The sequence below is a fragment of the Bradyrhizobium sp. BLXBL-01 genome (genome assembly GCF_051853025.1).
GTDB lineage: Bacteria > Pseudomonadota > Alphaproteobacteria > Rhizobiales > Xanthobacteraceae > Bradyrhizobium.
Window position 1 is genome coordinate 2,501,352 of the sequence record NZ_CP182471.1, and the last position, 22,240, is coordinate 2,523,591.

General features: G+C 60.5%; 14 protein-coding genes. 7 read left to right on the forward strand and 7 right to left on the reverse strand.

All coding sequences use genetic code 11. The features are described 5' to 3' along the window. Window positions 1-288: 288 nt before the first annotated feature. The 4 genes from ACNJYA_RS11250 to ACNJYA_RS11265 all read right to left on the reverse strand — a co-directional run bounded on the left by ACNJYA_RS11250 (window position 289) and on the right by ACNJYA_RS11265 (window position 4,030). Entirely contained in the window at window positions 289-738 is a 450-nt protein-coding gene (locus tag ACNJYA_RS11250; RefSeq protein ID WP_439402901.1) for a hypothetical protein, read from the reverse strand. 17 nt (window positions 739-755) lie between these two features. Further along, a complete protein-coding gene (locus tag ACNJYA_RS11255; protein ID WP_439402902.1) occupies window positions 756-1,274 on the reverse strand; it encodes a hypothetical protein in 519 nt (172 codons plus the stop codon). 134 nt (window positions 1,275-1,408) lie between these two features. Next, complete coding sequence (locus tag ACNJYA_RS11260; protein ID WP_439402903.1) at window positions 1,409-2,386, reverse strand: ATP-dependent Clp protease proteolytic subunit; 978 nt, start codon at window positions 2,384-2,386, stop codon at window positions 1,409-1,411. 1,419 nt (window positions 2,387-3,805) lie between these two features. Then, window positions 3,806-4,030 carry a hypothetical protein gene (locus tag ACNJYA_RS11265; protein WP_439402904.1) on the reverse strand — a complete coding sequence of 75 codons (225 nt, stop codon included), beginning with the start codon at window positions 4,028-4,030 and terminating at the stop codon, window positions 3,806-3,808. Window positions 4,031-5,186: 1,156 nt separating this feature from the next. On the opposite strand from ACNJYA_RS11265, the gene ACNJYA_RS11270 reads away from it, so the two are divergent. From ACNJYA_RS11270 to arfA, 7 genes are all read left to right on the forward strand, one after another. Continuing rightward, on the forward strand, window positions 5,187-5,723 hold the full coding sequence (locus ACNJYA_RS11270; protein WP_439402905.1) for a helix-turn-helix domain-containing protein: 537 nt from the start codon (window positions 5,187-5,189) through the stop codon (window positions 5,721-5,723). A gap of 754 nt (window positions 5,724-6,477) precedes the next feature. Further along, the gene (locus ACNJYA_RS11275; RefSeq protein WP_439402906.1) at window positions 6,478-8,379 is read left to right on the forward strand and encodes an ABC transporter substrate-binding protein; all 1,902 of its coding nucleotides are present in this window, start codon (window positions 6,478-6,480) and stop codon (window positions 8,377-8,379) included. Between the two features lie 65 nt (window positions 8,380-8,444). Further along, the gene (locus tag ACNJYA_RS11280; RefSeq protein WP_439402907.1) at window positions 8,445-9,449 is read left to right on the forward strand and encodes an ABC transporter permease; all 1,005 of its coding nucleotides are present in this window, start codon (window positions 8,445-8,447) and stop codon (window positions 9,447-9,449) included. After that, window positions 9,449-10,312: an ABC transporter permease gene (locus ACNJYA_RS11285; protein ID WP_439402908.1), complete on the forward strand. Its 864-nt coding sequence runs from the start codon at window positions 9,449-9,451 to the stop codon at window positions 10,310-10,312. The genes ACNJYA_RS11280 and ACNJYA_RS11285 overlap by 1 nt, the downstream gene beginning before the upstream one ends. A gap of 14 nt (window positions 10,313-10,326) precedes the next feature. Then, window positions 10,327-11,343 (forward strand): ABC transporter ATP-binding protein, encoded by a 1,017-nt coding sequence (locus tag ACNJYA_RS11290; protein WP_439403432.1) that lies wholly within the window; start codon window positions 10,327-10,329, stop codon window positions 11,341-11,343. After that, window positions 11,340-12,152, forward strand: a complete 813-nt coding sequence (locus ACNJYA_RS11295) for an ABC transporter ATP-binding protein (RefSeq protein WP_260380218.1) — start codon at window positions 11,340-11,342, stop codon at window positions 12,150-12,152. Before ACNJYA_RS11290 ends, ACNJYA_RS11295 begins: the two co-directional genes overlap by 4 nt. 47 nt (window positions 12,153-12,199) lie before the next feature. After that, window positions 12,200-13,747, forward strand: a complete 1,548-nt coding sequence (gene arfA, locus ACNJYA_RS11300) for an arabinosylfuranosidase ArfA (RefSeq protein WP_439402909.1) — start codon at window positions 12,200-12,202, stop codon at window positions 13,745-13,747. Between the two features lie 72 nt (window positions 13,748-13,819). Here the strand turns inward: arfA and ACNJYA_RS11305 are convergent, their stop codons facing one another. From ACNJYA_RS11305 to ACNJYA_RS11315, 3 genes are all read right to left on the reverse strand, one after another. Continuing rightward, on the reverse strand, window positions 13,820-19,324 hold the full coding sequence (locus ACNJYA_RS11305) for an AAA family ATPase (protein ID WP_439402910.1): 5,505 nt from the start codon (window positions 19,322-19,324) through the stop codon (window positions 13,820-13,822). A 692-nt stretch (window positions 19,325-20,016) separates the two neighbouring features. Beyond that, the gene (locus tag ACNJYA_RS11310) at window positions 20,017-20,253 is read right to left on the reverse strand and encodes a hypothetical protein (protein ID WP_212255190.1); all 237 of its coding nucleotides are present in this window, start codon (window positions 20,251-20,253) and stop codon (window positions 20,017-20,019) included. Window positions 20,254-21,713: 1,460 nt separating this feature from the next. Next, window positions 21,714-22,058, reverse strand: a complete 345-nt coding sequence (locus ACNJYA_RS11315; RefSeq protein ID WP_212255191.1) for a hypothetical protein — start codon at window positions 22,056-22,058, stop codon at window positions 21,714-21,716. Between the last annotated feature and the right edge of the window lie 182 nt (window positions 22,059-22,240).

A 22,240-nucleotide genomic window follows, 5' to 3' on the forward strand; every position in this document is an offset into this window, starting at 1 on the left:
GCAAGTGCGGCTTTGCCAGACATGTTTTCGTCTCGAAGATGCCTTCCATCATCTAAGCCGTGGTCCGTAGTCCGGGGGTATTAGCAACCGGAGGGCGAGCGTCGCAAGAGAATGGTTTCTCGGCCTTAGAAGTAATCGTTATCGCGCGGTGGGAGATCGCGCTCAACACAGCTCAAGCAATCGTACCAATCCTGCCGCTTCCTTATGGCTGTGCTGCAGGATCGAGATTTTTCTGAAAGCAGGTTGGGCAGGCGAGGTGGTCGGGCTCGCCGGCTGCTTCGCGAGCTTTTAGCGCGTAGGCGAAAGTGATGCCCCCGAGATCCTTGAGCTCATATCGCGAAAGACGAGTGTTCTGCGCCTTTGTCGTCGCAATTCCTTTTCGAGCTCTTCTACTCGTTTCACGAGCTCAAACTGTGCTTCTTGCGCGGACAGTATCTTTCCCTGAAGTTCGATGACGGCCACATTTCGAATGGTCGCGTCGTTGATGTCCTTCAACGCCTTGGCCATATCCATCGCCGTCTTCAAAGCGCTGGCACCTGCCACTGCTTCCGCGATCATGGTGCTCAGGCCCCCTTTCGTGTGTTTGATCTCGCGGTGCACTTCTGCGAGTGCGCCAACTAATTCGTTAATGACCTGTCTCACGAGCCCTTTGTCGGCAGGGCCTGATGCCGGAGTCAGATTGGTAGCGATCTGAGCAAGTGCTTCTATATGCTTCAGCAGTTTGTCGTCAGTCGCCATGAGACCTGGAAAATCGGCTAAGGGCGCTCATGCGGCAAAGATGAAAATCCCGCGATGGAGCGCGCCCGTGCAACCGCGATATAGATGTCTTGAAGATTTAGAGGACCCATAAGAATATTCTTGGGTCCGGCAATGACCAGGGCGGTCTCATCTAACAATCCGCCATCTTGTTCATGCATCGACGGCTTGTTCTTCTCCGAGCGCTTGTCGCCATCAAAGCCGTGTTCATTAACGTCTCTGACATCCGACAGTGGCCTCGTTGCGCGCAAAAACTCCTCCCGCTCCTCTCGGCCAAACGAGAGTTGCGATTTATTCTTGATGCAGATCCGGTTGGCTCTGTTGGCATTGAAAAGGAATGATTTGGCCAGCGCCATGCGGATGGTTGGCCCCGCCGTGGGCGAAGCTGGCGCCGCCCGTCCGATCAGACGGAGCTCTCCTGATATCAATGCTTGCAGGGTCTCAAATTCGGTACAGGCAGTCTCCAAGAAAAGAGCAAACGCTTCCCGTGCGGTGATATGAAGTGCTGGCTTACTCATTTGGGCGGAGAAGCGATCAGCAGTCGTAGTTCTTCGCTTGTCAGTTCTAACACCGTTCTCTCCCGAACTTTGGCGTGATCAATCCAAGCGCTACCCAGATGAGCAATCGCGTGAGGGCGACGCCTGCTCTCAACTTATTCATCCGCTACCTTCGTCCAGCTTCCATCGCTGCCCTTCATGTCGCGATGAGAGGTGCCGTTGTCCCAGTTAATGCAAGTTCGGACGTCCTTAAAATCGTTCAAGGTGCACGCTTCGCGTACAATGATCTTACCATTCATGTCCTCGACGATCTTCAAGAACGCGACTTTGCCCTGATTATCCACGTAGCTTAGACCGACGTTGCACACTCTCAGTTCGGGCTGACACGAGCGACTAAAGAGTGGTTTTCCGTTATTCTGACTTGCCGATCGTTCCATTGCTCTGTTTACAATTTCCCCCCAAGTAGGAGGAGCATCGGGCCGGGAAGTTCGTGAGGCGGTGGCGCCCGCTTCGGACGGGGACAACGACAAAGGCGCATTTGGCGGGGTTTGCTGCAGGTTGGCAACCGGCGGGCCAGCTTGAGATGGGCGGCCCATCATGGTGACGCCCATTGACTGAAGCTCCTGAGGGCTTAGCCAAACCATATCTTGGGGAGACGTAACAACCATACGGCCAATGATTGCAGATGGGACGCCAAGCTCTTTCGCGATTTTGGCCATCGACACTGTCGCAGCGCCTGATGCGGCCGTTTCCTCGCCGTTTTCTCCTGAAGCTCCGTGAACTCCGATTTGGGCTCCATAACTAGCATTCTTGGTCGCACCGGCAGCAAACATTAGAAAGCATGCCGACGCGCAGACCGCTGTCTTGCCCACGTTCGTGGATGTCTTGCCGAACCTTATTGCATCGGCGATCTTCACTCCCTCAAGCAAGTTGCCGCCTGGAGAATCTAGTCTCACGTTCGCAACGAATTTACCGGAATCGTTTGCCTGGCGTATTGATTGTGAAAACTTATCGGCATCGCCGGCAACAATTTCTCCGGTGATCCAGATGGTCGCTTGACCGGATTTGCCCACGCCAACTTTGACCTCAGCAGATTCGGCATGGCTCGAAAACGCTGCGGTCAAGAGCAGCATGAACGCAGCTGAGGCCCTCGCACGCAAAATGACCATTATGCCCCCTGTTTGGAGGATATTGTTTAGCAACCTAGGCGCGCGCGCAAGGCGATTCCTAGATGGGATGGATCTCGTCGCAAGGTGGATGATGTGCCCGTGAGGATGGAAACCGGGACTTGAGCTACAGCTGCTTTAGTGCACGGCGGGTGGCCCCGGTACCGGCAATAAGTCTGCTCACCGCGCCTCCGCGCTTGCCATCGTGTGCTTATACCGGTCCGCCGAGTCCGGGTCCTTCTACCGTCCGGTGCGGGTCAGCCCGTAGGTGTCGAGGCCGCCATAACGGTGCATCCACGTCCCATAGGTGTGGCAGAAGACGCGGAAGCCGCGCATACGGCGGGGTAGCACGACGCCAGCGCGGTCCAGCGCCAGCTACAGCATCTTGTAGAGCCGGCCGCCCTTGCGGAACAGCCTTTCGTCGGGGTGACGGTCGAGGAAGGGCACGCCCGCGCCATTGCGGCTGCGGCCGAGCGCACCGTTCGCCAACACCATCCCAGCAGCTTTGCGGGGGCCGTGGGGCACGGCGGGGCCTTGCGGAACGCTTCGCACCGGGCGGGCTCGCTGTTCTTCGTGGCGCCGAGATAGAGCAGCGCCTGGTCGAGCCGGAGGCCGCGCAGGATCGCCTCCTCGGCGGCATCGCCTAGCCGCATCCCGGTATAGAGAAGGGTCAGGCAGAACAGCCCGAATTCGGGCTCGATGATGTAAGCCTCGCGGATCATGGCAAAGGCCCGGTCCGGCGCGAGCCATTCGGTCGCCTTACTGCCGCGCCAGCCCTTGGGTCTCTTGATCTTGAGCGCGATCCCGGCGTGCTTCAGTACACCTGAGACTGGAGTATAGAACTGGCGGTAGGGGTCGTGGCGGGGGCAAGCGGGTACCCAACTTGGCCTTTGCTGCAGGTGGGTAGGAAAAGCGAGTAACCTCAGCGCGAGCTGCGTGCTGCCGCGGTAGGTGTGCCGCCGTCCGGGCCGGAGGAGGCGCAAGCCGCGACGGACGATGCCACGCGGCCGGTGGCCGGGCGCGGATGGTGCGCCTCCATTCGGAGCGCCCTGGGCAGGCGCTCGACACGCGCAACCCTCTACGTTCGGCGGCGCTGGCTTCCTCCACCGCCTGGTGCGGCAGTTCGGGTGATGCGAGTCTGCGGAGCCGAGTTGTTTGCTTCGTTTGTGTTAGCTCTTCGCCGTTCCAGACGGCCACGGCTCCCTTGGTGCTTGCGAAGCTCTTGGTCGCGACCAGCATTCCGCGGCGGGCGCGCCCCTCGCAGTGAACGTGCCAGCTCAAGGCCTGGCGCAACACGGCCGGTCGGCTCGTACAAAGCCGGCAATCGAGCACCCCCGGGTCGGGCGCTTCCAGTCTCGTGAGCCGGGCTGCTATTTGGATCAACTGTCATTCGTCTCTTTTCGCTGCCGAATGCCAGTCCGCGCCGTGGAGACGGATCATCTCGCGATGGGACCGTTTGATGAAGATGCGCTCTACGCAAAGGCCGACTGCGAATGAACCGACCAGCGCAACGCCACAGGCGATGTAGCTGTTAAAATCCCACACAAAGCCGACGCTGGCGATTGCGATAAAAGCGATAGCAATGACGGTGTTGCGAAATGCGTTGCCCATGGTGCTCCCCAGCTGATCGGCGGAGGACGTTAACATTGCAACCAAGGCGATCAGCGGCGTTTGACCGAAGGGATTCGCCGGATTTCTGCTACGAGCTTGTGCTTGGGCGCGATGTCGCGCGCGGCTACAGAGAACTGCGCTGTAAAAATGCCGGAGTAGGCGCGTCAGGTGGCGCTCCGACCCTCAGGGTTTGGGGGATCGTCATTGCTGGGGGCCTATAGGACCAAAAGGCCTCTTCGTCGCTCTTCTGGCACCCCTGAGGGGCAATCCCGCCGAACGGCGCTCGCCGGCCTTGCCGTTCTCCCAGCCGCCTTACGGGGCGCTGCGGCAGCCGAGCGGGACCCGATCTTTGTCGCAATCGAACGTCACCGCGAGTTGTCGGCTCCCCGATTTGAACCTATCGATCGATGACTTTGTGGTCACAATTGATCCGGTAAAGTCCGAGTAGCGCGTGTTCGGATATCAGGCAGTGCAATCACTATGATCGTGCGACGAATGCCCGCTTTCAGTCGGATAAGCCCAGTGGTGCGACCAGTAAGTCATTGATTGCTCTCAACACGGGGCTGTCTCTTAATCAGCGGGTCCCAGGTTCGAGCCCTGGTGCGCCCACCATATAAATCAAACACTTAGCGGTTTAAGCAAACGGCAAAATAAGCGCCGTTTACACCACCGTTTAGCCGCGCCTTCGCCGCGGATCTGGCGCGGCGCTCTCAAGGACGACCCCGGACCGGCGCCTTCTAGATTTCGTACTCTCCGAACGGCGGCCGGCTTCAGGTCTTCGCTTCTGGTTCACCTCGAGCTTCCCGCTTCGAATCTGATGCTGTACGCGTGCGAACCGGAGATGAGCTCAAACAAGTCTATTTTCCCCTCAGCGGGGTCTTGGCGTTCCTGGTCGAGATGTCGGACGGACACATTGTCGCTTCCCTCTCATGGGCTCGGAAGGAGCGGTCGGGGCTCTCTCTATTCTAAGTCCTTCGCACTCGCCAGCCACAGCAACGGCCTATGTGGCCGGAGTTGCGCTCCAGAGTCCCGTCCCAGGGTTGCAACAAGCCTATGAGCAAAGCGGCGCCATCAAGCGTGTTCTGCGCCTCCATCTCCGCACTCAATTGTTGCAGCTTCAGAATGTGGCTGCCTGCAACGCGGTGCACCCGGTGGAATGCCGTTCTCGATTGTTGTCGAGATACATGACCGTGTTGCGAGCAGCGAGATTGGATTGACGCAGGCGGCGCTCGCACAACTTCTCGGAGTGCGGCGAACGACCGTGACTCTAACCATGCGTAAACTTCGGGCAATCGGCCGCATCATATCGGAGCGGCGCGGCGCGTTGGAGGTCCATCGAACGCGGCTCGAGAACGTCGCTTGTGAGTGTTACTGCGTGATGCGCCAGAGGATCAAACGAATGGATGAGGAGGAGCTGAGCTCCCCGAATGGTTCGCATCTGCAATATTCCCCCGTTCAGATGAATCGAACGTCGTTCGCTATTGAACGGAAGCCGATGTGGGATAGATTACCTGTCGATGAAAGAGATGCTGGCCCATCTGGAACTGCTCCGCGTGCAAATGGCCGAGTGCGAGCGCCTTCAGCAGGCAGCAAGGAGCCAGCTCAAGCGCGATGTCTATGCGCGGGCGCTCACTCGTTACAAGGCAATCGCAAGAGAGCTGGAGCGAGCGATAGCATGCCTGCCCGACTTTAGGCCCCTGCGTCGGCCAGAAATAACATAAGGGCGAATGCTTTGCATCGTCCCCTGGTTGACGACCGTCGCTTCAGGCCCGTGCCCGACCTTAGCTCAAAGCGCCGAAAGGTCTGCTTCGCGCAAGTGACCTGAACAGGACGATGCGAGCGGGCCAAGGCAGCCTTTGGTCATGCCGGTACTGATACTCGAGAGGGACATTCGTCATGACCGAGTCCTCCTGTTGACTTGAAAATCAGTCTTTGCCACTGGCGAGCCTACGATAGGTCGCGAGATCGCCCGCGCCGGACGTTGGAATTATGTCGGGGCCGATGACCAGCGATGTACCAAGCCCGGCGTAGATGTATCGTGTGCCGTACGCTTTCTTTAACGCAACGAAGTTCGGTTCGCCCGTGCAGTGTCCGGGGAGATGTTCTCGATCGTGCACCGCGGTGATGCCCAGGGGTGTGCAAAAACATCCGGTCGTTTAGACGGGCGCGCAGGACGACGCCGCGGGCAGCGGTCGCGTGTCCTCCGGCGTTCAACGGGAGCAGAGAGCACCTCGTGGCGCTTGCGAAACCGCGATGCGAGGTCGCTGCGCACTCTACGCCGTAGGCTGCTGGGCCAGAGCTGTGACCCCGCCGTGCTGACCAGACGTATGCGCGTAACATAGGGAACCGATCCTTCACCCCGAGCAAGATTTCTGTTGTTACTCGTTTTTGCCGCCTTTAGCATTCGTCGCACAAGTATCGAACCAAGCTGCACCGGGAGGAAGATGATGCGCTGCCTTCGTGCAATTCGGTTGCTTGCGTGCGCTCTCGTGATGGTGGCATTGCTGTTGGCGGCGCCGGGCCACGCGCAGGGCACTTTACAGAACATCCCTAGGAAGCAACTGCTGATCCTTGAAAACCCGGAAGGGACCGTCAAGAACGCCGGATGGTTCAACATCTGGGCCATCAACGCCGGATCGCAGTCGAACGGGCTGCAACAGGTCGCCCTCGATACCCTCTGGTACATCGATCCCGAAAGCGGTGTGGACGGCGTTTGGGACAACTCGCTGGCCGCCGACAAGCCCCAATACAATGCCGATTTTACCGAGATGACGGCGAAGCTCCGCAAGGGCATCTTCTGGAGCGACGGTGTTGAGTTCACCGCGGATGATGTCGTCGCGACGGTGACGATCCAGATCAAGCATCCGGGAATGCGCTTCAGCGCGGTGCTCGCGAGTAACGTGGCATCCGTCGAGGCGCCAGACCCGTATACGGTGGTGTTCAAGCTCAAGAAGCCCAACTCGCGCTTCCATGCCAATTTCACTGTGCGCTGGGGCGCGGTATGGATATTGCCCAAGCATGTTTTCGAGAAGGCGGATGATCCGGCCAAGTTCGATTTCAACAAGCCGGCTTCGCTCGGCGCCTATGTGCTGTACAGCTACGATCCCGACGGCAAATGGTACATCTGGCAATTGCGCGACGACTGGCAGCGCACCACGCTCGCCCGCTACGGCAAGCCCGGGCCGAAATATCTCGCGTATATCGATCCCGGCCCGCCAGACAAGCGGGTCATTGCCCAGCTCAACCACGAGCTCGATGTGGTCCATGATATCGCGCCCGAGGGCATGTTTGCCCTCGCCAAGCAAAGCAAGGTGACACGGGCATGGTTCAAGGGATTTCCTTATGCCCATCCCGATCCGACACTCCCGGCGGTGATCTTCAACACGCAGAACGAGCTGTTCAAGAACCCCGACGTGCGATGGGCGCTCGCGCTGTTGATCGACATCAAGGCGGTGTCGATGGCGGCCTACCGTGGCGCCGCCACCATATCCGCCATCGGCGTGCCGCCAACCGGCGCCCATCCGGCAACGTACCATCAGCCGATAGAGGAATGGCTCAAGGGTTTCGAGATCGACACTGGCAAGCGCAAGATCAAGCCGTACGATCCCACGATCGGCAAGCAGATCGCCGAAATGCTGCGGCCTTCGATGGGCGAGCAGATACCATCCGATCCGGCGGAGATCGCCCGTGCCTTTGGCATGGGCTGGTGGAAGGTCGATCCGCAGGCCGCGCAGGAACTGCTCGAGAGGGCTGGTTTCACCAAGCGCGGCGGCGCCTGGATCACGCCGGATGGCAAGCCCTTCACCGTTCGCGTGATGGTCGAAGGCGACCTACGCCCGGTGATGACGCGGGCCGGCAGCATGATCGTGCAGCTATGGAAGCAGGCGGGCATCGACGCCCGGATCGATGTGGCGCAGGGGACGCTGCCGACCCGGCGCGCGGCCGGCGATTTCGACACATTCATCGGCTGGAGTGTCGAGACCTGGGGCGGCCACCCCGACCTGTCCTACTTCCTCGACAGCTGGCATTCGCAGTTCGTCGCGGAGCCGGGCAAATCGCAACCGCTGCGCAACTGGCAGCGCTGGTCCAGTCCCGTGCTTGACAAGATCATCGAGAGCATCCGGATGGTGGGCTTTGACGATCCGAAATCGATCGAGCTCGGCAAGGACTACATCAAGCTCGCGGTGAAGGAGATGCCGACCATCCCGCTGATGGCGTACAACGTCTTCACGGCGATGGACCAGACCTATTGGACGGGATATCCCACGTCGGAAAATCCCTACACCAATCCGGTGCCGAACTGGGGTAATTCGCGCTATATGCTCGTCAAGCTCAAGCCTGCCGGCTAGGAGTCATGAGGAGGCGGCGGGTCGCGTCTGTCCGAACGCCGCGGTCCGGCCTTCTGGGGGTGTCGATGAGCGGATATGTTGCGTATGTTGGCCGACGGCTGGCGCAGTTCGTGCTCGTGGTCTTCATCGGCGTCAACCTCGCTTATGTGATTACCCATGCCACGCCGATCGATCCCGTCGAGCAGTCGATCTCGGCGGTCACCTCCTTTGGCAACACGGCTCCGGATGCAATCGAGCAGATGCGCACTTCGCTGCGCGAGCTCTACGGACTTGGCGGCTCGCCTGCCCAGCAATATCTGGCGTTCTGGAAGCGGATCCTGCGCGCCGATTTCGGTCCTTCGCTCTCGGCGTTTCCAACGCCGGTCTCAACGTTGATTGGCCGTGCGCTACCCTGGACCGCCGGACTGCTCGCGATCTCCACAATCATCGCCTGGGGGCTCGGAAGCCTGCTCGGCGGACTTGCCGGCTACTACCAGAAAAACCGCGGGCTGAAGCTGATGGGGCTGGTCGCGATGGGGCTGCATCCGATCCCTTATTATATCGTGGCGCTCGTGCTGCTGATCGGGTTCGGCTTCCTCTGGCCGGTGCTGCCGATCACCGGCGGTTCGGCGATGAACCTGCCGCAGACATTGACATTCGATTTCGTCGTCAGCGTGCTGCAGCACGCCATCCTGCCCGCGCTCTCGCTGATCCTGATCGGCGTGGGCAGCTGGTTCCTCGGGATGCGCGCGCTGGTGTCCAACGTCGTGACCGAGGATTATGTGCTCTATGCCGAGCTGGCGGGTGTCAGGTCTGGGCGCATCCTGTCTTCCTACGTGATGCGCAACGCGCTGCCGCCCCAACTCACAGGGCTCGCCATCTCGCTTGGCGGAATCTTCAACGGTGCCGTCATCACCGAAAAGGTATTCGGCTATCCAGGCGTCGGCTCGCTACTGGTCGATGCCGTCTATGCGGGGGACTACGGGCTCGTGCTCGGCGTCACCACGGTCTCCATCCTCGGCGTTTCGACCGGCGTGCTCGTGATCGATCTGCTGTATCCACTGCTCGATCCCCGGGTGAGGGTCAACTGATGACTGCAATCCTGCGTGACCTCCTGCGTTCCCACGCCGAATTCCGGATCGGGGCCGCGCTCATCGCCATCGTGCTGCTGTTGTCATTGCTGGCGAGCTTCTCGCCCTATTCGCCGCAGGACGTCTATGTGGTGCCGCCGGATGTGCCGCCGGCGCTGACCTATTGGTTCGGCACCACATCGCGCGGCCAGGACGTGTTCTGGCAGCTGACCTTTGCCCTTCGCAATACCCTGCTGTTCGGATGCACCGTGGCATTGATCAGCCGTCTGTTGGCGCTCATGGTCGGGCTGCTCAGCGGCTACAAGGGCGGTTGGATCGATCGGGCGCTGATGTCGGTGAACGACACCTTCATCGTCATCCCGCTGCTGCCGATCCTAGTGCTGTTCTATTTCGTGATGCGCGACCGCATGTCCTGGCTGCTGCTGGCGCTGATCATGGCCTGCCTCGGCTGGGCCTACGACGCGCGTCTGATCCGCTCGGCGGCGATGAGCCTGCGGGCCCGTGAATTCACCCAGAGCAGCCTGTTCTCCGGCATGAGCACGCGCGAGATCCTAGTCCAAGAGCACTTGCCCTATGTCTTGCCAATCGTGTTCTCGACGACCATGAACAACATGGTATGGTCGATCGGGCTAGAGGTGACGCTGGCGGTGCTCGGCTTCACCGACATTAACACGCCGACGATCGGCGGCATGATCTATTGGGCCAACCAGCATACCGCGATGGTTGCGGGAGTCTGGTGGTGGATCGCCTTTCCGACGATCGCGGTCATCATGACCTTCATTGGGCTGTTTTTGCTGGCGGTGTCGATGAACGACTACATCGATCCGCGCAGCCGTCTCGGCAGCTTGGGAGGCGCGCCGTGATTCCGGCCGCAACAATGCAGGGCGACCCGTCCAAGGAGGCGGAGCCGATCCTGTCGGTGCACGACCTGCAGGCCCACTTCCGGACCGAGCGCCACGGGGTTAAGCGGGCCGTTAAGGCGGTCGACGGCATCAGCTTCGTGGTCGGCCGCGGCGAGATCTACGGGCTCGCAGGCGAATCCTCCTCCGGCAAGACCACGCTGGTCAAGACGATCGCAGGCGCGGTCAGGCCGCCACTGGAGGTGGTCGGCGGCCGCGTGGATTTCGCCTTCCTGCCAGGCTATGGCGGACTGCACTGCGCGCCTGAGGCCGAGGTGGCGCGGATCCGCTGGCGGCATTTGTCCTACATCATGCAGGGTTCGATGAACGTGTTGAACCCGGTGCGCCGGCTCCGGTCAGCCTTCGTCGACTTCGCATATCCGCATATTGGCGAGAGCCGCAGGCAATTCGAGCAGGAGGTGGTCGCCCATCTGGCGCGGCTCAAGCTCGACCCCTCGGTGCTGGAGGCCTATCCGCATGAGCTGTCCGGCGGCATGCGGCAACGCGCCACCATTGCACTCGCCACCATCTGCCGACCCGATGTCATTCTTGCCGACGAACCCACAACCGCGCTCGACGTCGTGGTGCAGAAGGAGGTGCTCGCCTTGATCAGTGCCATCCGTCGCGAGATCGGCTCGTCGGTCCTGCTGGTTAGCCATGATCTCGGCGTTCATGCGCATGTGACCGATCGTCTCGGCATCATGTATGCCGGCCGCTTGATCGAAGAGGCCGCAACGCTGGAGATCTTCCGCCATCCGCTGCACCCTTACGCCAGGCATCTCATTTCCAGCCTGCCGCGCATCGGCGATGACGTCCCGCGGAAGGCACTGGACGGCACTCCGCCAAATCTTGCCGATCCGCCGACCGGGTGCCGCTTCCATCCGCGATGCCCGCTGGCGATGGAGATTTGCAGGCACGAGGTCCCCGCTATGCGGGAGAACGCGCCTGCGCATCGCGTCGCCTGCTTTGCCGTCAATCGGAGCGGTGGGGCATGAGCGACCTGTTGCTCGAGGTTTGCCAGGTCAGCAAGACCTTCATCCGGGGAGGGGTGCTGACGGGGCGACGCGTTGCGGCGGTCAAGGACGTCAGTTTCCGGCTCGCCGCAGGGCGGCCCGAGATCTTTGCGATCATCGGCGAATCCGGCAGCGGCAAGACCACGCTTTCTCGGATGATCCTCAACATTGACACGCCCACCAGCGGCAAATTGCGGTTCGACGGTGTCGATCTTGCAACGATCCGCACCGCCGCCGACCGCCTCGCCTTCATGCACAAGGTGCAGCCGATCTTCCAGAACCCGTTCGAATCCTTCAACCCGCTGAAGCGGATCGATCGCTATTTGTTCATGACGCACCGCCGCTTCATCGCGGCCGATGGTAGGCTCGCGCCCGAGATGGCTGTTGACGAGGCGCTGCACAAGGTCGGATTGTCGCTGAAAGAGGTAAGCCGAAGGTACCCGCACGAGCTCTCCGGCGGACAGCTTCAGCGGGTCGCGATCGCCCGCGCGCTGCTCGCCAATCCGAAGCTGATCGTGGCCGACGAGCCGGTCTCCATGATCGATGCATCCTTGCGCATATCCATCGTCAACCTGTTCAAGACGTTGCGCGATGATCTCGGTATCTCCATCATCTACGTCACTCATGATCTGGCGACCGCCTATTACGTCAGCGACCGCATCATCATCATGCAGCAAGGCAGCGTCGTCGAAAGCGGCGACGCAAGAGCGGTGTTGAATGCGCCGCAGCATCCCTATTCCCGTCAGTTGCGCGAGGCCGCGCTATTGCCTGACTTCGCAGCCGGCCTTTAAGTCGGCATGATCTACCTCACAAGCTCCAGGGCACCTGAGAGGCGAACATGAGAAAAGCAAACGTTCTGATTGACCGCGATTTCGCCATCGGTCACACGGACCCGCGTTTGTTCGGCGCCTTCGTCGAGCACCTGGGACGCTGCGTCTACGGCGGCATCTATGAACCCGGCCATCCCACCGCGGATAAGAACGGTTTTCGTGGCGATGTGCTGGCGCTGGTCAAGGAGCTCGGTCCGACAATCATCCGCTACCCCGGCGGCAATTTCGTTTCCGGGTATAACTGGGAGGACGGCGTCGGCCCGGTGGAGAAGCGCCCGGTACGCCTCGACCTCGCCTGGTTCAGCACCGAACCGAACAGCTTCGGCACCAATGAGTTCATGGACTGGTGCAAGGCTGCTGCGGTCGAGCCGATGTTGGCGGTCAATCTCGGCACCAGGGGTGGGGACGCCGCGCGCAACCTGGTTGAATACTGCAATCATCCGGGTGGATCGACGTGGTCGGACCTGCGCCGCGCCCATGGCTGGGAGAAGCCGCACAATGTCAGGTTCTGGTGCCTGGGCAACGAAATGGACGGTCCCTGGCAGATGGAACACAAGAGCGCCGAGGCCTATGGCGCGATCGCGCGCGAAGCCGCCAAGATGATGCGGTGGGTGGATCCGACGATCGAGCTCGCGGCATGCGGTTCGTCCGGACGAAACATGCCGACATTCGGCCAGTGGGAAGACACGGTGATCGAGCACACGTTCGATCACGCCGAGTACATTTCGCTCCACACCTATCTGAACAATTACAGGCAGGATACGGCATCGTTTCTCGCCAGCCCCGACTTGATGGATCGCTTCATCGACGAGGTTGTCGCGCTCGCGGACGCCGTGGCGGCGAAGCGCCGCTCCCACAAGCGCATGATGCTGAGCTTCGACGAATGGAATGTCTGGTATCGAAGCCGCCGCAATCGGGCCGATCGTGTCAAGGAAGGGTGGCCGGTGGCGCCGCCGATCCTGGAGGAAATCTACACCATGCAGGACGCGCTCGCTTTCGGGGGCGCCTGCATCTCGCTGCTCAATCACGCCGATCGAGTGAGAGCGGCCTGCCTTGCGCAGCTCGTCAACGCGATTGCGCCGATCATGACCGAAACCGGCGGCGGGGCGTGGCGCCAGACCATTTTCTTTCCGTTCGCCCAGATGAGCCGTCTTGGACGTGGCAAGGTGCTGCGTACTCAGGTCGAGTCGGATGCCTACGATTCTTTCTATTACGATCCCCGTGGGGCCCACGACCTGAGTTTTCCGGTGCCGAACGTGCCGTATCTCAAGATCGCGGCTGTTGCAGGAGAAGCCGGCACTCTTACGCTGTTGATGCTGAACCGCGACCTGATGCAGGAGATGGAGGTGAGCCTCGAGGCGCGGAGCTTTGGTCCGCTCGCAGTGAGCGAGGCGCTCGAGTTGCGCCACGATGATCTCCAGGCGAGCAACACCAGGGACGCAACCGAGCGCGTGAAGCCGGAGCCGCTGCAGGGCGTGACCATCGACGGCGCGCGGATGCGCGCAACGCTGAAGCCGGCATCTTGGAATGTCGTTCACTTGTCCCCGGGTCGATAGACAAGTCTCGAATGGCGCTACGCAAAGTCGCCGTTCCCCTCCGGGAGGCCTGCTTTCGCTTCCCGGACCCCGTTAGACTCCGTCCTGCGGACCCGCCGGCAACGTGAACTGAAAGACGACGCCGCGCGGCTGGTTGGCGCTCGCCCATAAGTGTCCATTGTGCGCATTGATGATTGAACGACAGATTGCCAGACCCATCCCCATTCCGTGAGGTTTGGTGGTGAAATATTCATCGAAAACAGCTTCGAGCATTTGTGGATCGAGTCCTGGCCCGGTGTCAGCGACCTTCACGAGCACGGAGCCAGGTTCGGCCAAGCAGGTTGTAATGAGCAGATCTCGTGCTCCATCGGCCGTTGTGGCCATGGCCTGGATCGCGTTGACAAAGAGGTTGAGCAGAACCTGCTGCAACTGCACTCGATCGCCCTTGATGAGAGGCAAACGGTCCGCGAGCTGCGTCTTCACCGAAATCCCCTCTTTGAACGTCTCGCTACCGATCAGGACAATCACCTCTTCGACCGCCTCATTGAAATTCAGGAGCTCCTTGCGTGGCGGCGCCTTCCTGTAGAGGGCACGAAGTTGGCTAATCACTTCGCCGCCGCGTTGTGCGTCATTGGCGATGGCCTCTAATGAAGCTTGCACTTGTTGGAGAGCAGGGGGGCTCCTGCGCAGCCAGTTCAAGGCTGCGCCGGCGCTGATGGCAACAGCGCTGATGGGTTGGCTAACCTCATGGGCGATCGATGAGGTGAGCTGTCCTATGGTTGCGATTCGGTTCGCGTGCGCCAGCTCGAGCTGCATTTCCTGATAGCGCCGCTCGCTCTCGCGCGCTTCGGCTTCAGCCCGCCTGCGTTCTGTCAGATCAAGTACGAAAGAGATGCTCTGATCGGAGGATCCGGCCACTGCGGCCGAGCCGACCAGCACCGGAACCCGGCTGCCGTCCTTTCTAAAGTACTCCTTCTCCCGGGGCGCGACCTCTCCCGACCGGCGAAGTTGCTCAATTCGCTCGGAATCGTCATTTTCGTATTCTGGCGGCGTCATATCCCTCCAGCTCACCGCTCCTGACATCAGTTCCTCTTTGGAATAGCCGGTCATGCTCAGGAAGGCCTTGTTGGCGTAGCTGATTTTACCGGTAGCATCCCAGAATAGAATTCCGATGATGCTGGAATCGACGAGTCGTCGGATGCGGGCCTCGCGCTCCTGCAGGTCGCGGTACAGAAGGGTGTTCTCGAGCGAAATCGCGGCCTGAGCTGCCAGCATTTCCAGCACCGCGACACGATCCGGCGTGAATGCGTGTGTGGTCAGGCTATTCTCGAAATAGAGCAAACCGGTTAGCTTGGCCTGCTTGATCAGTGGCAGGCAGAGGATCGATCTGGGGTGCCGGCTGTTCAAATATTCGGCGTCGCAGAGTGAATCGGGCCGCGATGCGTCATCGATGATGGCCGGTTTTTGCGTGCGAATGACATATCGCAGCAGCGCCTCCGCACAATCGGGACCGGAGACGAGGGCCTCGCGCATCGACACGGTGAACTGATCAGCGCTCGACTGGGCTTCGGCCTCGATCCGGAAGTCGTCGTGGCGCGGCAAAATCAGCAGGCCACGATCTGCTCCGGCGTTTTGCAGCGCGATCTTCATCAACGACTCGATGAGCCTCGGCAGCTCGATCTCACTTGATACAGCCTGCGACGCCTTGACGACGGCGGTGACGTCCAGTTGCTGGACCGAGCCGCCCGCCTTCGCGACTGTGCGATCGTCTTCCATCACGTGCAATTGCGGGTAAAGCCGCTCGAGCTGCCTCACCTTGGCATCGGCGCCCCAACGGAGATATCCATAATGTGCGTCGCGCAGATAGGTATAAGCGATCTTCTCGAACCCTCTCGCCAAATAGAACCGTCCGGCGAGCTCGTTGGCGATAGCCTCGTTATGGACAAAGCCGCTTGCGCGCGCCGCGCCGATAGCCCGATCGTAAGCGCGCATTGCATCGAACTCGCGCCCCTCGATACGCGCGACCTCCGCCTCAACGAGGGCGGCGCGGTCCGCGAAATCCTCCGGGCAAATGCTCGCCCATTGCTGCAGCTGATTGCGGTGGGGTGCCAGCGCTTCAAGACGCAGCGCTCGGTTCTCTGCGGATGCAGACTCGCCGTGAGCTGCCTGCGCCAGCGCGGCATAAAAGTGCAGCTCCGCCCGATCGAACAGGGCCTTGGATGTCCACAACAGTTCTTCCGCGTTCTCCGCCGCCGTGACCGCGGTCGAATCGTCGGCAAGGACGCGCACCTGCAGCTTGCGGACCCAGTACCAGTAGCCGGCATGCACCAGCTGCGGGTCAGCCTTCAGACGTCGTTCGAACTGCTCTTCGCTGAAATCAGCATCATCGAAGCTGCCGAATTTTGTCGTCAGGCCGCGGAGCGCCCGGATCAGCTGCAGCTGTCCAATGATTCTGTCTACCGCAAGGTCAACCCGCATCTTCCGCGCGAACGCAATTCCGGCCTCCGCTTCCCGTTGCACGTCGGAGAGCGGATCGCCACAGGCGAGAAGGTGCGTGATGAGGTGGTGGCGACTAAAGCTCGCATAGTTGAAGTCGCCATCCTGCTGCGCCGCGTCGAAGGCTCGCCGCAGCAGCGGCCGCCCGGTTCGGACATGCCGTGTCCAGCTGCCGAAGCCGAGGTAGACGCGTGATTTGAAGCGGTCCAATCCGTATCTTTCGACCAGGTCAAGGCCGAGCTGCGTGAACTGGTAACCCGCCTCGTAATCGTGAAAGTCAGGCCCAAGCACGGTACCGAGCAGGATATAGGCCAGGCACGCCGCATCCGAATTGCCGAATTCCAGGCTCAGATTCGCCATGCGCGCGATGATGAGGCGACGCAGGTTCTCGTCGATGAACCAGGCGGGCGACACCAGGACGGTGAGGACGTCCATGGTGCCACGCGCAACCGGATCGGTCATCCGGGGCAAATCCAGCAGCGCCTCGATCTTGCGTGGGCCGATTTGCCGCCACATCCGCTCATATTCTTGCGCGACCTCCGGCAATGTGGGCTGCTCGGGCCATGCGATGCCGACGCGGCGGAGATAGGCGAGGCCGATTTCGACGTCACGGTCGTTTGGTTCCATCTGCAGCCGGGTAACGGCAGCCAAATCGGGGAGGGTAGTGGCACGGCCCGCCAGTTCGGCAAGGCGCGCTTTCGAAGCGGCGTGGTCGCCGGTCAAGAATTCGCACTCGGCGCGCTGCAAGGCGAGCGCAAAACTGAGGGCGTAAGTCCGCCCCCAACGGTCTTCCGACAACATCGCCTCACCGGTGCTGAAGTGCGCGAGCGCCATGGCGAAGGCGGTTGCGGCCTTCGCGCGCCGGCCGGCCAAAAGGTTCAACTCGGCCGATTTTTCCCGCTCCTCCGGATCGGTGATCAAGTCAGCTCCGCGATTGAGCTGGCTCACAATTTCGAAGACGTTTTCCTCAATCGCTTCCGGTGGCGTCCGTGCCGCGAGCAGTCGGCCGATCCGCAGATGGACTGCGGGCCGGTCGTGCTCGGGGATCAGCGCGTAGGCCGCCTCCTGAAATCGGTCGTGGAGGAACCGATAGGCGCCTGGCTGCGGCTCGACCAATTCCTGACGAACGGACGGCCATAGCGCGGCATGGACCTGCTCCTCCGTAATTCCAAGCACGATCGAAAGCATTGCCGTCTCGGCGGTGTTGCCGAGGCAGGCCATCTGCTGCAGGGCGGCCTGTGTCGCAGCCGGAAGGCGAGTAAGCTTTCCGAGCATGAGGTCCACGACGTTATCGGTATATCGCTTGGCGTGAATGCCATCGAGATCCCAAGACCAGCGTGCAGCGGCGTGGTCGAAGGTGAGCAATGCTTCTTCGACTAGCGAGAAGATGAATTGAATAGCAAAGAACGGATTGCCTCCGGTCTTCTCGAGCACCATCTGGGTGAGCGGTGCCCCCTGCTCCGGCTCGCAGCGAAGCGTGTCCGCGAGCAACTGCCCGATGTGCTCGCGGCCAAGCGGCGCAAGCGTGATCTGGGTGACCGTTCCGCCCGCGAGCTTGACCCCGTGGAGCATGCGCGTCAGGGGATGATCGGCATCAACCTCATTGTCCCGATAGGCAGCGATCAACATCAGGTGCTTCAGATCTGACCGCGTCAAAAGGTCCTCAAGCAGCTCGAGCGTCGCAGCATCGAGCCATTGGAGATCGTCGAGAAACAGCACTAGCGGATGTTCGGCGCGGGCGAACACGCCGATGAACCGCTTCAATACCTCTTGGAAGCGGCCTTGCGCCCGCTGCGGCGGAAGCTCCGGAGGCGGAAGCTGTTTGCCGATGATGAGCTCGAGCTCCGGGATCAGCTCGACCATCAGCTGTGCATTGGGACCGAGCGCCTCCAGAAACGCGCGGTGCCAGCCGCTCAGCTCCGCGTCGTTCTTACCAAGCAGCGGTCGAATGAGGCTCTGGAACGCCTGCGCGAGTGTCGCATAGGGGACGTCGCGTTTGTGCTGGTCGAATTTGCCCGACGCGAACAGCCCGCGTGAGGGAATCTGCACCTTGTGCAGTTCATTGACGACCGAGGATTTGCCGACGCCGGAATATCCCGAGACCAGCACCAATTCCGGTACGCCGCTCTCGACGACGCGGCCGAAGGAGGCGAGCAATGTCTCAACCTGGTTCGACCTTCCGTACAGCTTCTCGGGGATCAGCAGCCGGTCGGGAGCGTCGTGCTGCCCGAGCGGGAAATCGTCGACGCGGCGCTGGCACTTCCACTCCGCAAGACAGCGCTGCAGGTCCCGCTCGGCGCCGGCCGCAGTTTGATAACGCTCCTCCGCCATCTTGGCGAGCAGCTTCATGACGATCCGCAACACTGCAGGTGGGACATGTTCCGATCTGTCGCTTTGCAGTGTTGGCTTTCTCGCGATATGGCAATGCACCAACTCCATGGGGTCGGCCGCCGTGAAGGGGAGGGAGCCGGTCAGCATCTGATAGAGCGTGACGCCGAGCGAGTACAGGTCGCTGCGGGAGTCGATTGATCGGTTCATGCGCCCGGTCTGCTCGGGTGCCATATAGGCGAGTGTACCGGCGATGGATTCGGGAGCCGCCGGAGATTGTCGTTCGCGCGGTCGGCGCGACGCAAAACCGAATCCGGTGAGCCGCACGTTTGTCCTGGTGTGATTCACCAGAATGTTGGCCGGCTTGATGTCCTTGTGCACGAGGCCGCGCTGGTGGACCCTGCCCAAGGCCGCTGCGATTTGAACGGCTATACAAAGGAAGTCACCCATCTCCATGGGCGCCTCCATCAGCCTGGTGAGTGGGTCGCCGCCGAAATCTTCAAGCAGAAGAATGGGCTTGGCATGATCCCGCAGGAGTTCTAGCGGCTTCGCTGCCCACGTGCCGTCCAGCTCGTTCATCAATCCGAATTCATGCGTGAGGCGATCAATGCTCTGCGGATTCGGATGTTCAGCTGCCGGGAGAACGGCCAGCACGGTCTTGCGCTCGCCCTCAGTGCATTCACGAACTGCACGGCACAACAGAATTCCATCCTCTTCACAGAGGACCTGTAGTCCATGGGCCCAACCTGCGCCCAAAAGTGAAGGAAGGATCATCTCCGTAAACCATGCGCGCACCCTCGAGCCGAAGGAGCCGTTGCGTTCCCCTTGAAGTCGCCTCATAGAGTGGGGCGTCGTCAGCAGATTTCTATTTGCGCGTGCTGGCGAGGAGATCCCGAAGAGCGCGCAATTCGTGAAACTACGGGCCTATCTGTCACGCCTTGATTCCGGGGCCCGACTGGCTACCGCCTACCGCAGCCAAAAAGTATCACTAGGCTCAAGTCCGTCAACTTGCCCTGGCAAGCCAAGCACCGCTAGTCAGGCGCGTTCGACAACCGTCAAGATCTCAGTGCGGCTCCTCTTGGACGAGCCGTTCCGTCAGCCGGGCGAATTCAGGCGCTGTCTTGATCTTGTCGGAGCGCGATGGGTCGACCGCAATCATATTTGCGCTGCAGCAAATGAGCGGCCTCAAGAGGAAGGTCGATCACGACGGCTTCGCCGTGACCCGCGATATCATCCGCGAGATGGACAAGTCGCCATCGGGCGGCGCGTGGTACTGACCAACCGCGAGCACATCTTCGCGACTGAGATCGCGTAAGCCGGCGGCGCACAATGCCATCACCGCTTCCGGATAGCCCTCCGATCCGCAATGCGCATTCCATGCGGCGAAGGCGGCAGCGATCGCTGGCGGAGCCAGGCGCAAAGATTCATTGTGTACGCACGATCTAGCCGGCTTAACCTCTTCCGCGTCAGCCGCGCTTTCGCTGAGAGGGTGACTTAAACTCCACGACCTCGTGCTTGTCACACGGATCAGGTGGCTCATTCTTCTTCACGATTAGCTCAAGCTCGAGAGCCTCGAAGGCGAGTTCATCCGCCAAGCGCCTGAACAGCTCGCGCTTTTCTATGTCCGTCGCCCGCTGACTCATCAGCGTAAACTCTCTGGCGTCAGCGCGGACCTTTTCCAAACGTCGTCGGAGGTCCTTCATGTGTGCCGGCTTAGCTTTTAAAATTATCCTCGGCCCGAGCAATCAGATTGCTTGCTCGGATCCACCGGGAGGCAACTGCCGAACTCGAGACTGGTTCTATGCGGACCGCCAATTCGCCGCTCCTCGTGCTGCGATATTTAGCCATGCTCCATGATCCGGCCCCTGTTCAGGGATTGCGGCCTGAGGACGGCAGTCGTGGCTGATGAGCCATCTCTGTCCGGCGCTCGCCCGATGATGCATAGAACTAGCATACCTGAAGGGCGCTGAATGTCCGAAAGCGCACAGACGCGAGTGTTGCGCCGGACTAGGCTGCGAACGATCGTGGACGCTCGCGAAGCGCTCAGGGCCCAACGGCATCGGCGGATGCTAAACGTGCCGGCTGCGGTGAAGCGGCTCCGTCCGCGAACGCTGTGTTGCCGGCTGCGTGCCGGGTACGAGGCAGAGTAAGCTCGGCAGATTAGATCAACGATGGTCGTTCTCGTGCGTACTTTCCTTCTCATGGTAGGAATTTGGCTGCTGGTGAACGTTCTGTTCGTTGTAGCTGTCCTGCCCTCGCGCAGACCGGCACCTACTCGGCGCGCAGGAATTCCATCTCCGGTGATGATCAACAGGACGGCCGGTCGCTCGGACGATCACGACCCACCACTTCTGAAGCGCGAGATGACGCCGGTTGCAATCAGAGTTCTTTTCGTCGTCGTCGTCCTTCCAGCTCTTCGGGCGTGGAATGCGGTCAGGCGGCACTTCAGAGGGTATCGCGACTAGACGGGCCATCGCGCGCTTGAGATTCTCGTCGATGTCTTCACTGCGCTATGGCCGTGCCTCCAAGCATGGGTATAGCCGAACTGCCACACGTACAATGGTTCCGTTGCGTCGCACTTAGTTTGGCACTGCCTTAACCGGACATTCGGGTACGATGATGGTCACCCTTTTGGATCGGACTGCATCATGCGGTACAAGGTGTTCGTGGTGGACGGCAGCCGGCAAGTGATCTGCGCTGCCAAGCTCGACTGCATTGACGAGCAGACGGCGAGGCGCCGAGCCGAGCAAATGCATGACGAGCACGACGTTGAGCTTTGGGAAGGCGATCGACTCGTTGCGGTGTTCCGAAGTGCAACGTCGAATGAAAGTCGGAGCTAACGCGCGATCCTGAATAGGCGGCCGGTCTCGCCGCCGCGTTAGTTCAAGCGTTGTCTGGCTGGTTGGCGACGCGTCGCAGCGAAGCAAAGATCGCGAACCGAAAGCATCTGGGAGACAAGCCGTAGAACTCCGGTGTCGGCCTCGCAAGGAGGGGCGCAAAAGCCTTATTGTCATTAATTTGATGCATTAATCAAAAAATCAATAGATAAATAAATAAATTGACAGTGGCTTTAATTCAAAATAGGTTCGATTTAATCGAGATTGAATGATCGTGGCGCTTCCTAGTCACGGTCGTCGCTTCTGAAGCCGCGAATATTGCAGAATCAGTAAGTTGCCAAGACGTGGCCGGCCAAGCACCGATCACGATGGGCAAGGGGGATACCGCTCCAGATCTTTTCACGCAACTTGGCAGCAATTGATCGATGGTCGCTGGTGGACGTAGCACCCTCCGAGCGAGCGCTATCGGTTTTGCGTGAATTGATTTTGCGGCGACGCTCTCTGCTCGGCATTGGCAGACGAGGGTTGCGAATGACGTGCACGCATTTTGTAGCAATGTCCGGCGGGGCTCGGGCAGTTTCGAATTCTTCTTCGTCAATTTGCAATCCTTCGATCCAGCCAAGTTTGCGGTTTGCAAACATGGCGGCTGTCAGGTGCGCGACCGTGCGCACGACATCCGCTCGCGGGCTCGGAGCGACTCTAGCCTCGAGCGGAGTTGAGCGGCACGTGTTCTCTTGGCACATTTTCGAAGCGCAGAGCAGGACGGTAGGCATCCTGAGCAGCTGGGCATTTTTCTTCAACAGCATAGGCAAGCCAACGGGCGATCATCCCCGCGCCATTGTGCAATTTCTGC

What these genes read in the sequence shown, in the direction of transcription:
- arfA (WP_439402909.1), top strand. Translation starts at nt 12,200, where the DNA reads ATGAGAAAAGCAAACGTTCTGATTGACCGCGATTTCGCCATCGGTCAC.
- ACNJYA_RS11270 (WP_439402905.1), top strand. Translation starts at nt 5,187, where the DNA reads ATGCCGTTCTCGATTGTTGTCGAGATACATGACCGTGTTGCGAGCAGC.
- ACNJYA_RS11280 (WP_439402907.1), top strand. Translation starts at nt 8,445, where the DNA reads ATGAGCGGATATGTTGCGTATGTTGGCCGACGGCTGGCGCAGTTCGTG.
- ACNJYA_RS11305 (WP_439402910.1), bottom strand. Translation starts at nt 19,324, where the DNA reads ATGATCCTTCCTTCACTTTTGGGCGCAGGTTGGGCCCATGGACTACAG.
- ACNJYA_RS11265 (WP_439402904.1), bottom strand. Translation starts at nt 4,030, where the DNA reads ATGGGCAACGCATTTCGCAACACCGTCATTGCTATCGCTTTTATCGCA.
- ACNJYA_RS11310 (WP_212255190.1), bottom strand. Translation starts at nt 20,253, where the DNA reads ATGAAGGACCTCCGACGACGTTTGGAAAAGGTCCGCGCTGACGCCAGA.
- ACNJYA_RS11290 (WP_439403432.1), top strand. Translation starts at nt 10,327, where the DNA reads ATGCAGGGCGACCCGTCCAAGGAGGCGGAGCCGATCCTGTCGGTGCAC.
- ACNJYA_RS11285 (WP_439402908.1), top strand. Translation starts at nt 9,449, where the DNA reads ATGACTGCAATCCTGCGTGACCTCCTGCGTTCCCACGCCGAATTCCGG.
- ACNJYA_RS11255 (WP_439402902.1), bottom strand. Translation starts at nt 1,274, where the DNA reads ATGAGTAAGCCAGCACTTCATATCACCGCACGGGAAGCGTTTGCTCTT.
- ACNJYA_RS11260 (WP_439402903.1), bottom strand. Translation starts at nt 2,386, where the DNA reads ATGCTGCTCTTGACCGCAGCGTTTTCGAGCCATGCCGAATCTGCTGAG.
- ACNJYA_RS11250 (WP_439402901.1), bottom strand. Translation starts at nt 738, where the DNA reads ATGGCGACTGACGACAAACTGCTGAAGCATATAGAAGCACTTGCTCAG.
- ACNJYA_RS11275 (WP_439402906.1), top strand. Translation starts at nt 6,478, where the DNA reads ATGCGCTGCCTTCGTGCAATTCGGTTGCTTGCGTGCGCTCTCGTGATG.
- ACNJYA_RS11295 (WP_260380218.1), top strand. Translation starts at nt 11,340, where the DNA reads ATGAGCGACCTGTTGCTCGAGGTTTGCCAGGTCAGCAAGACCTTCATC.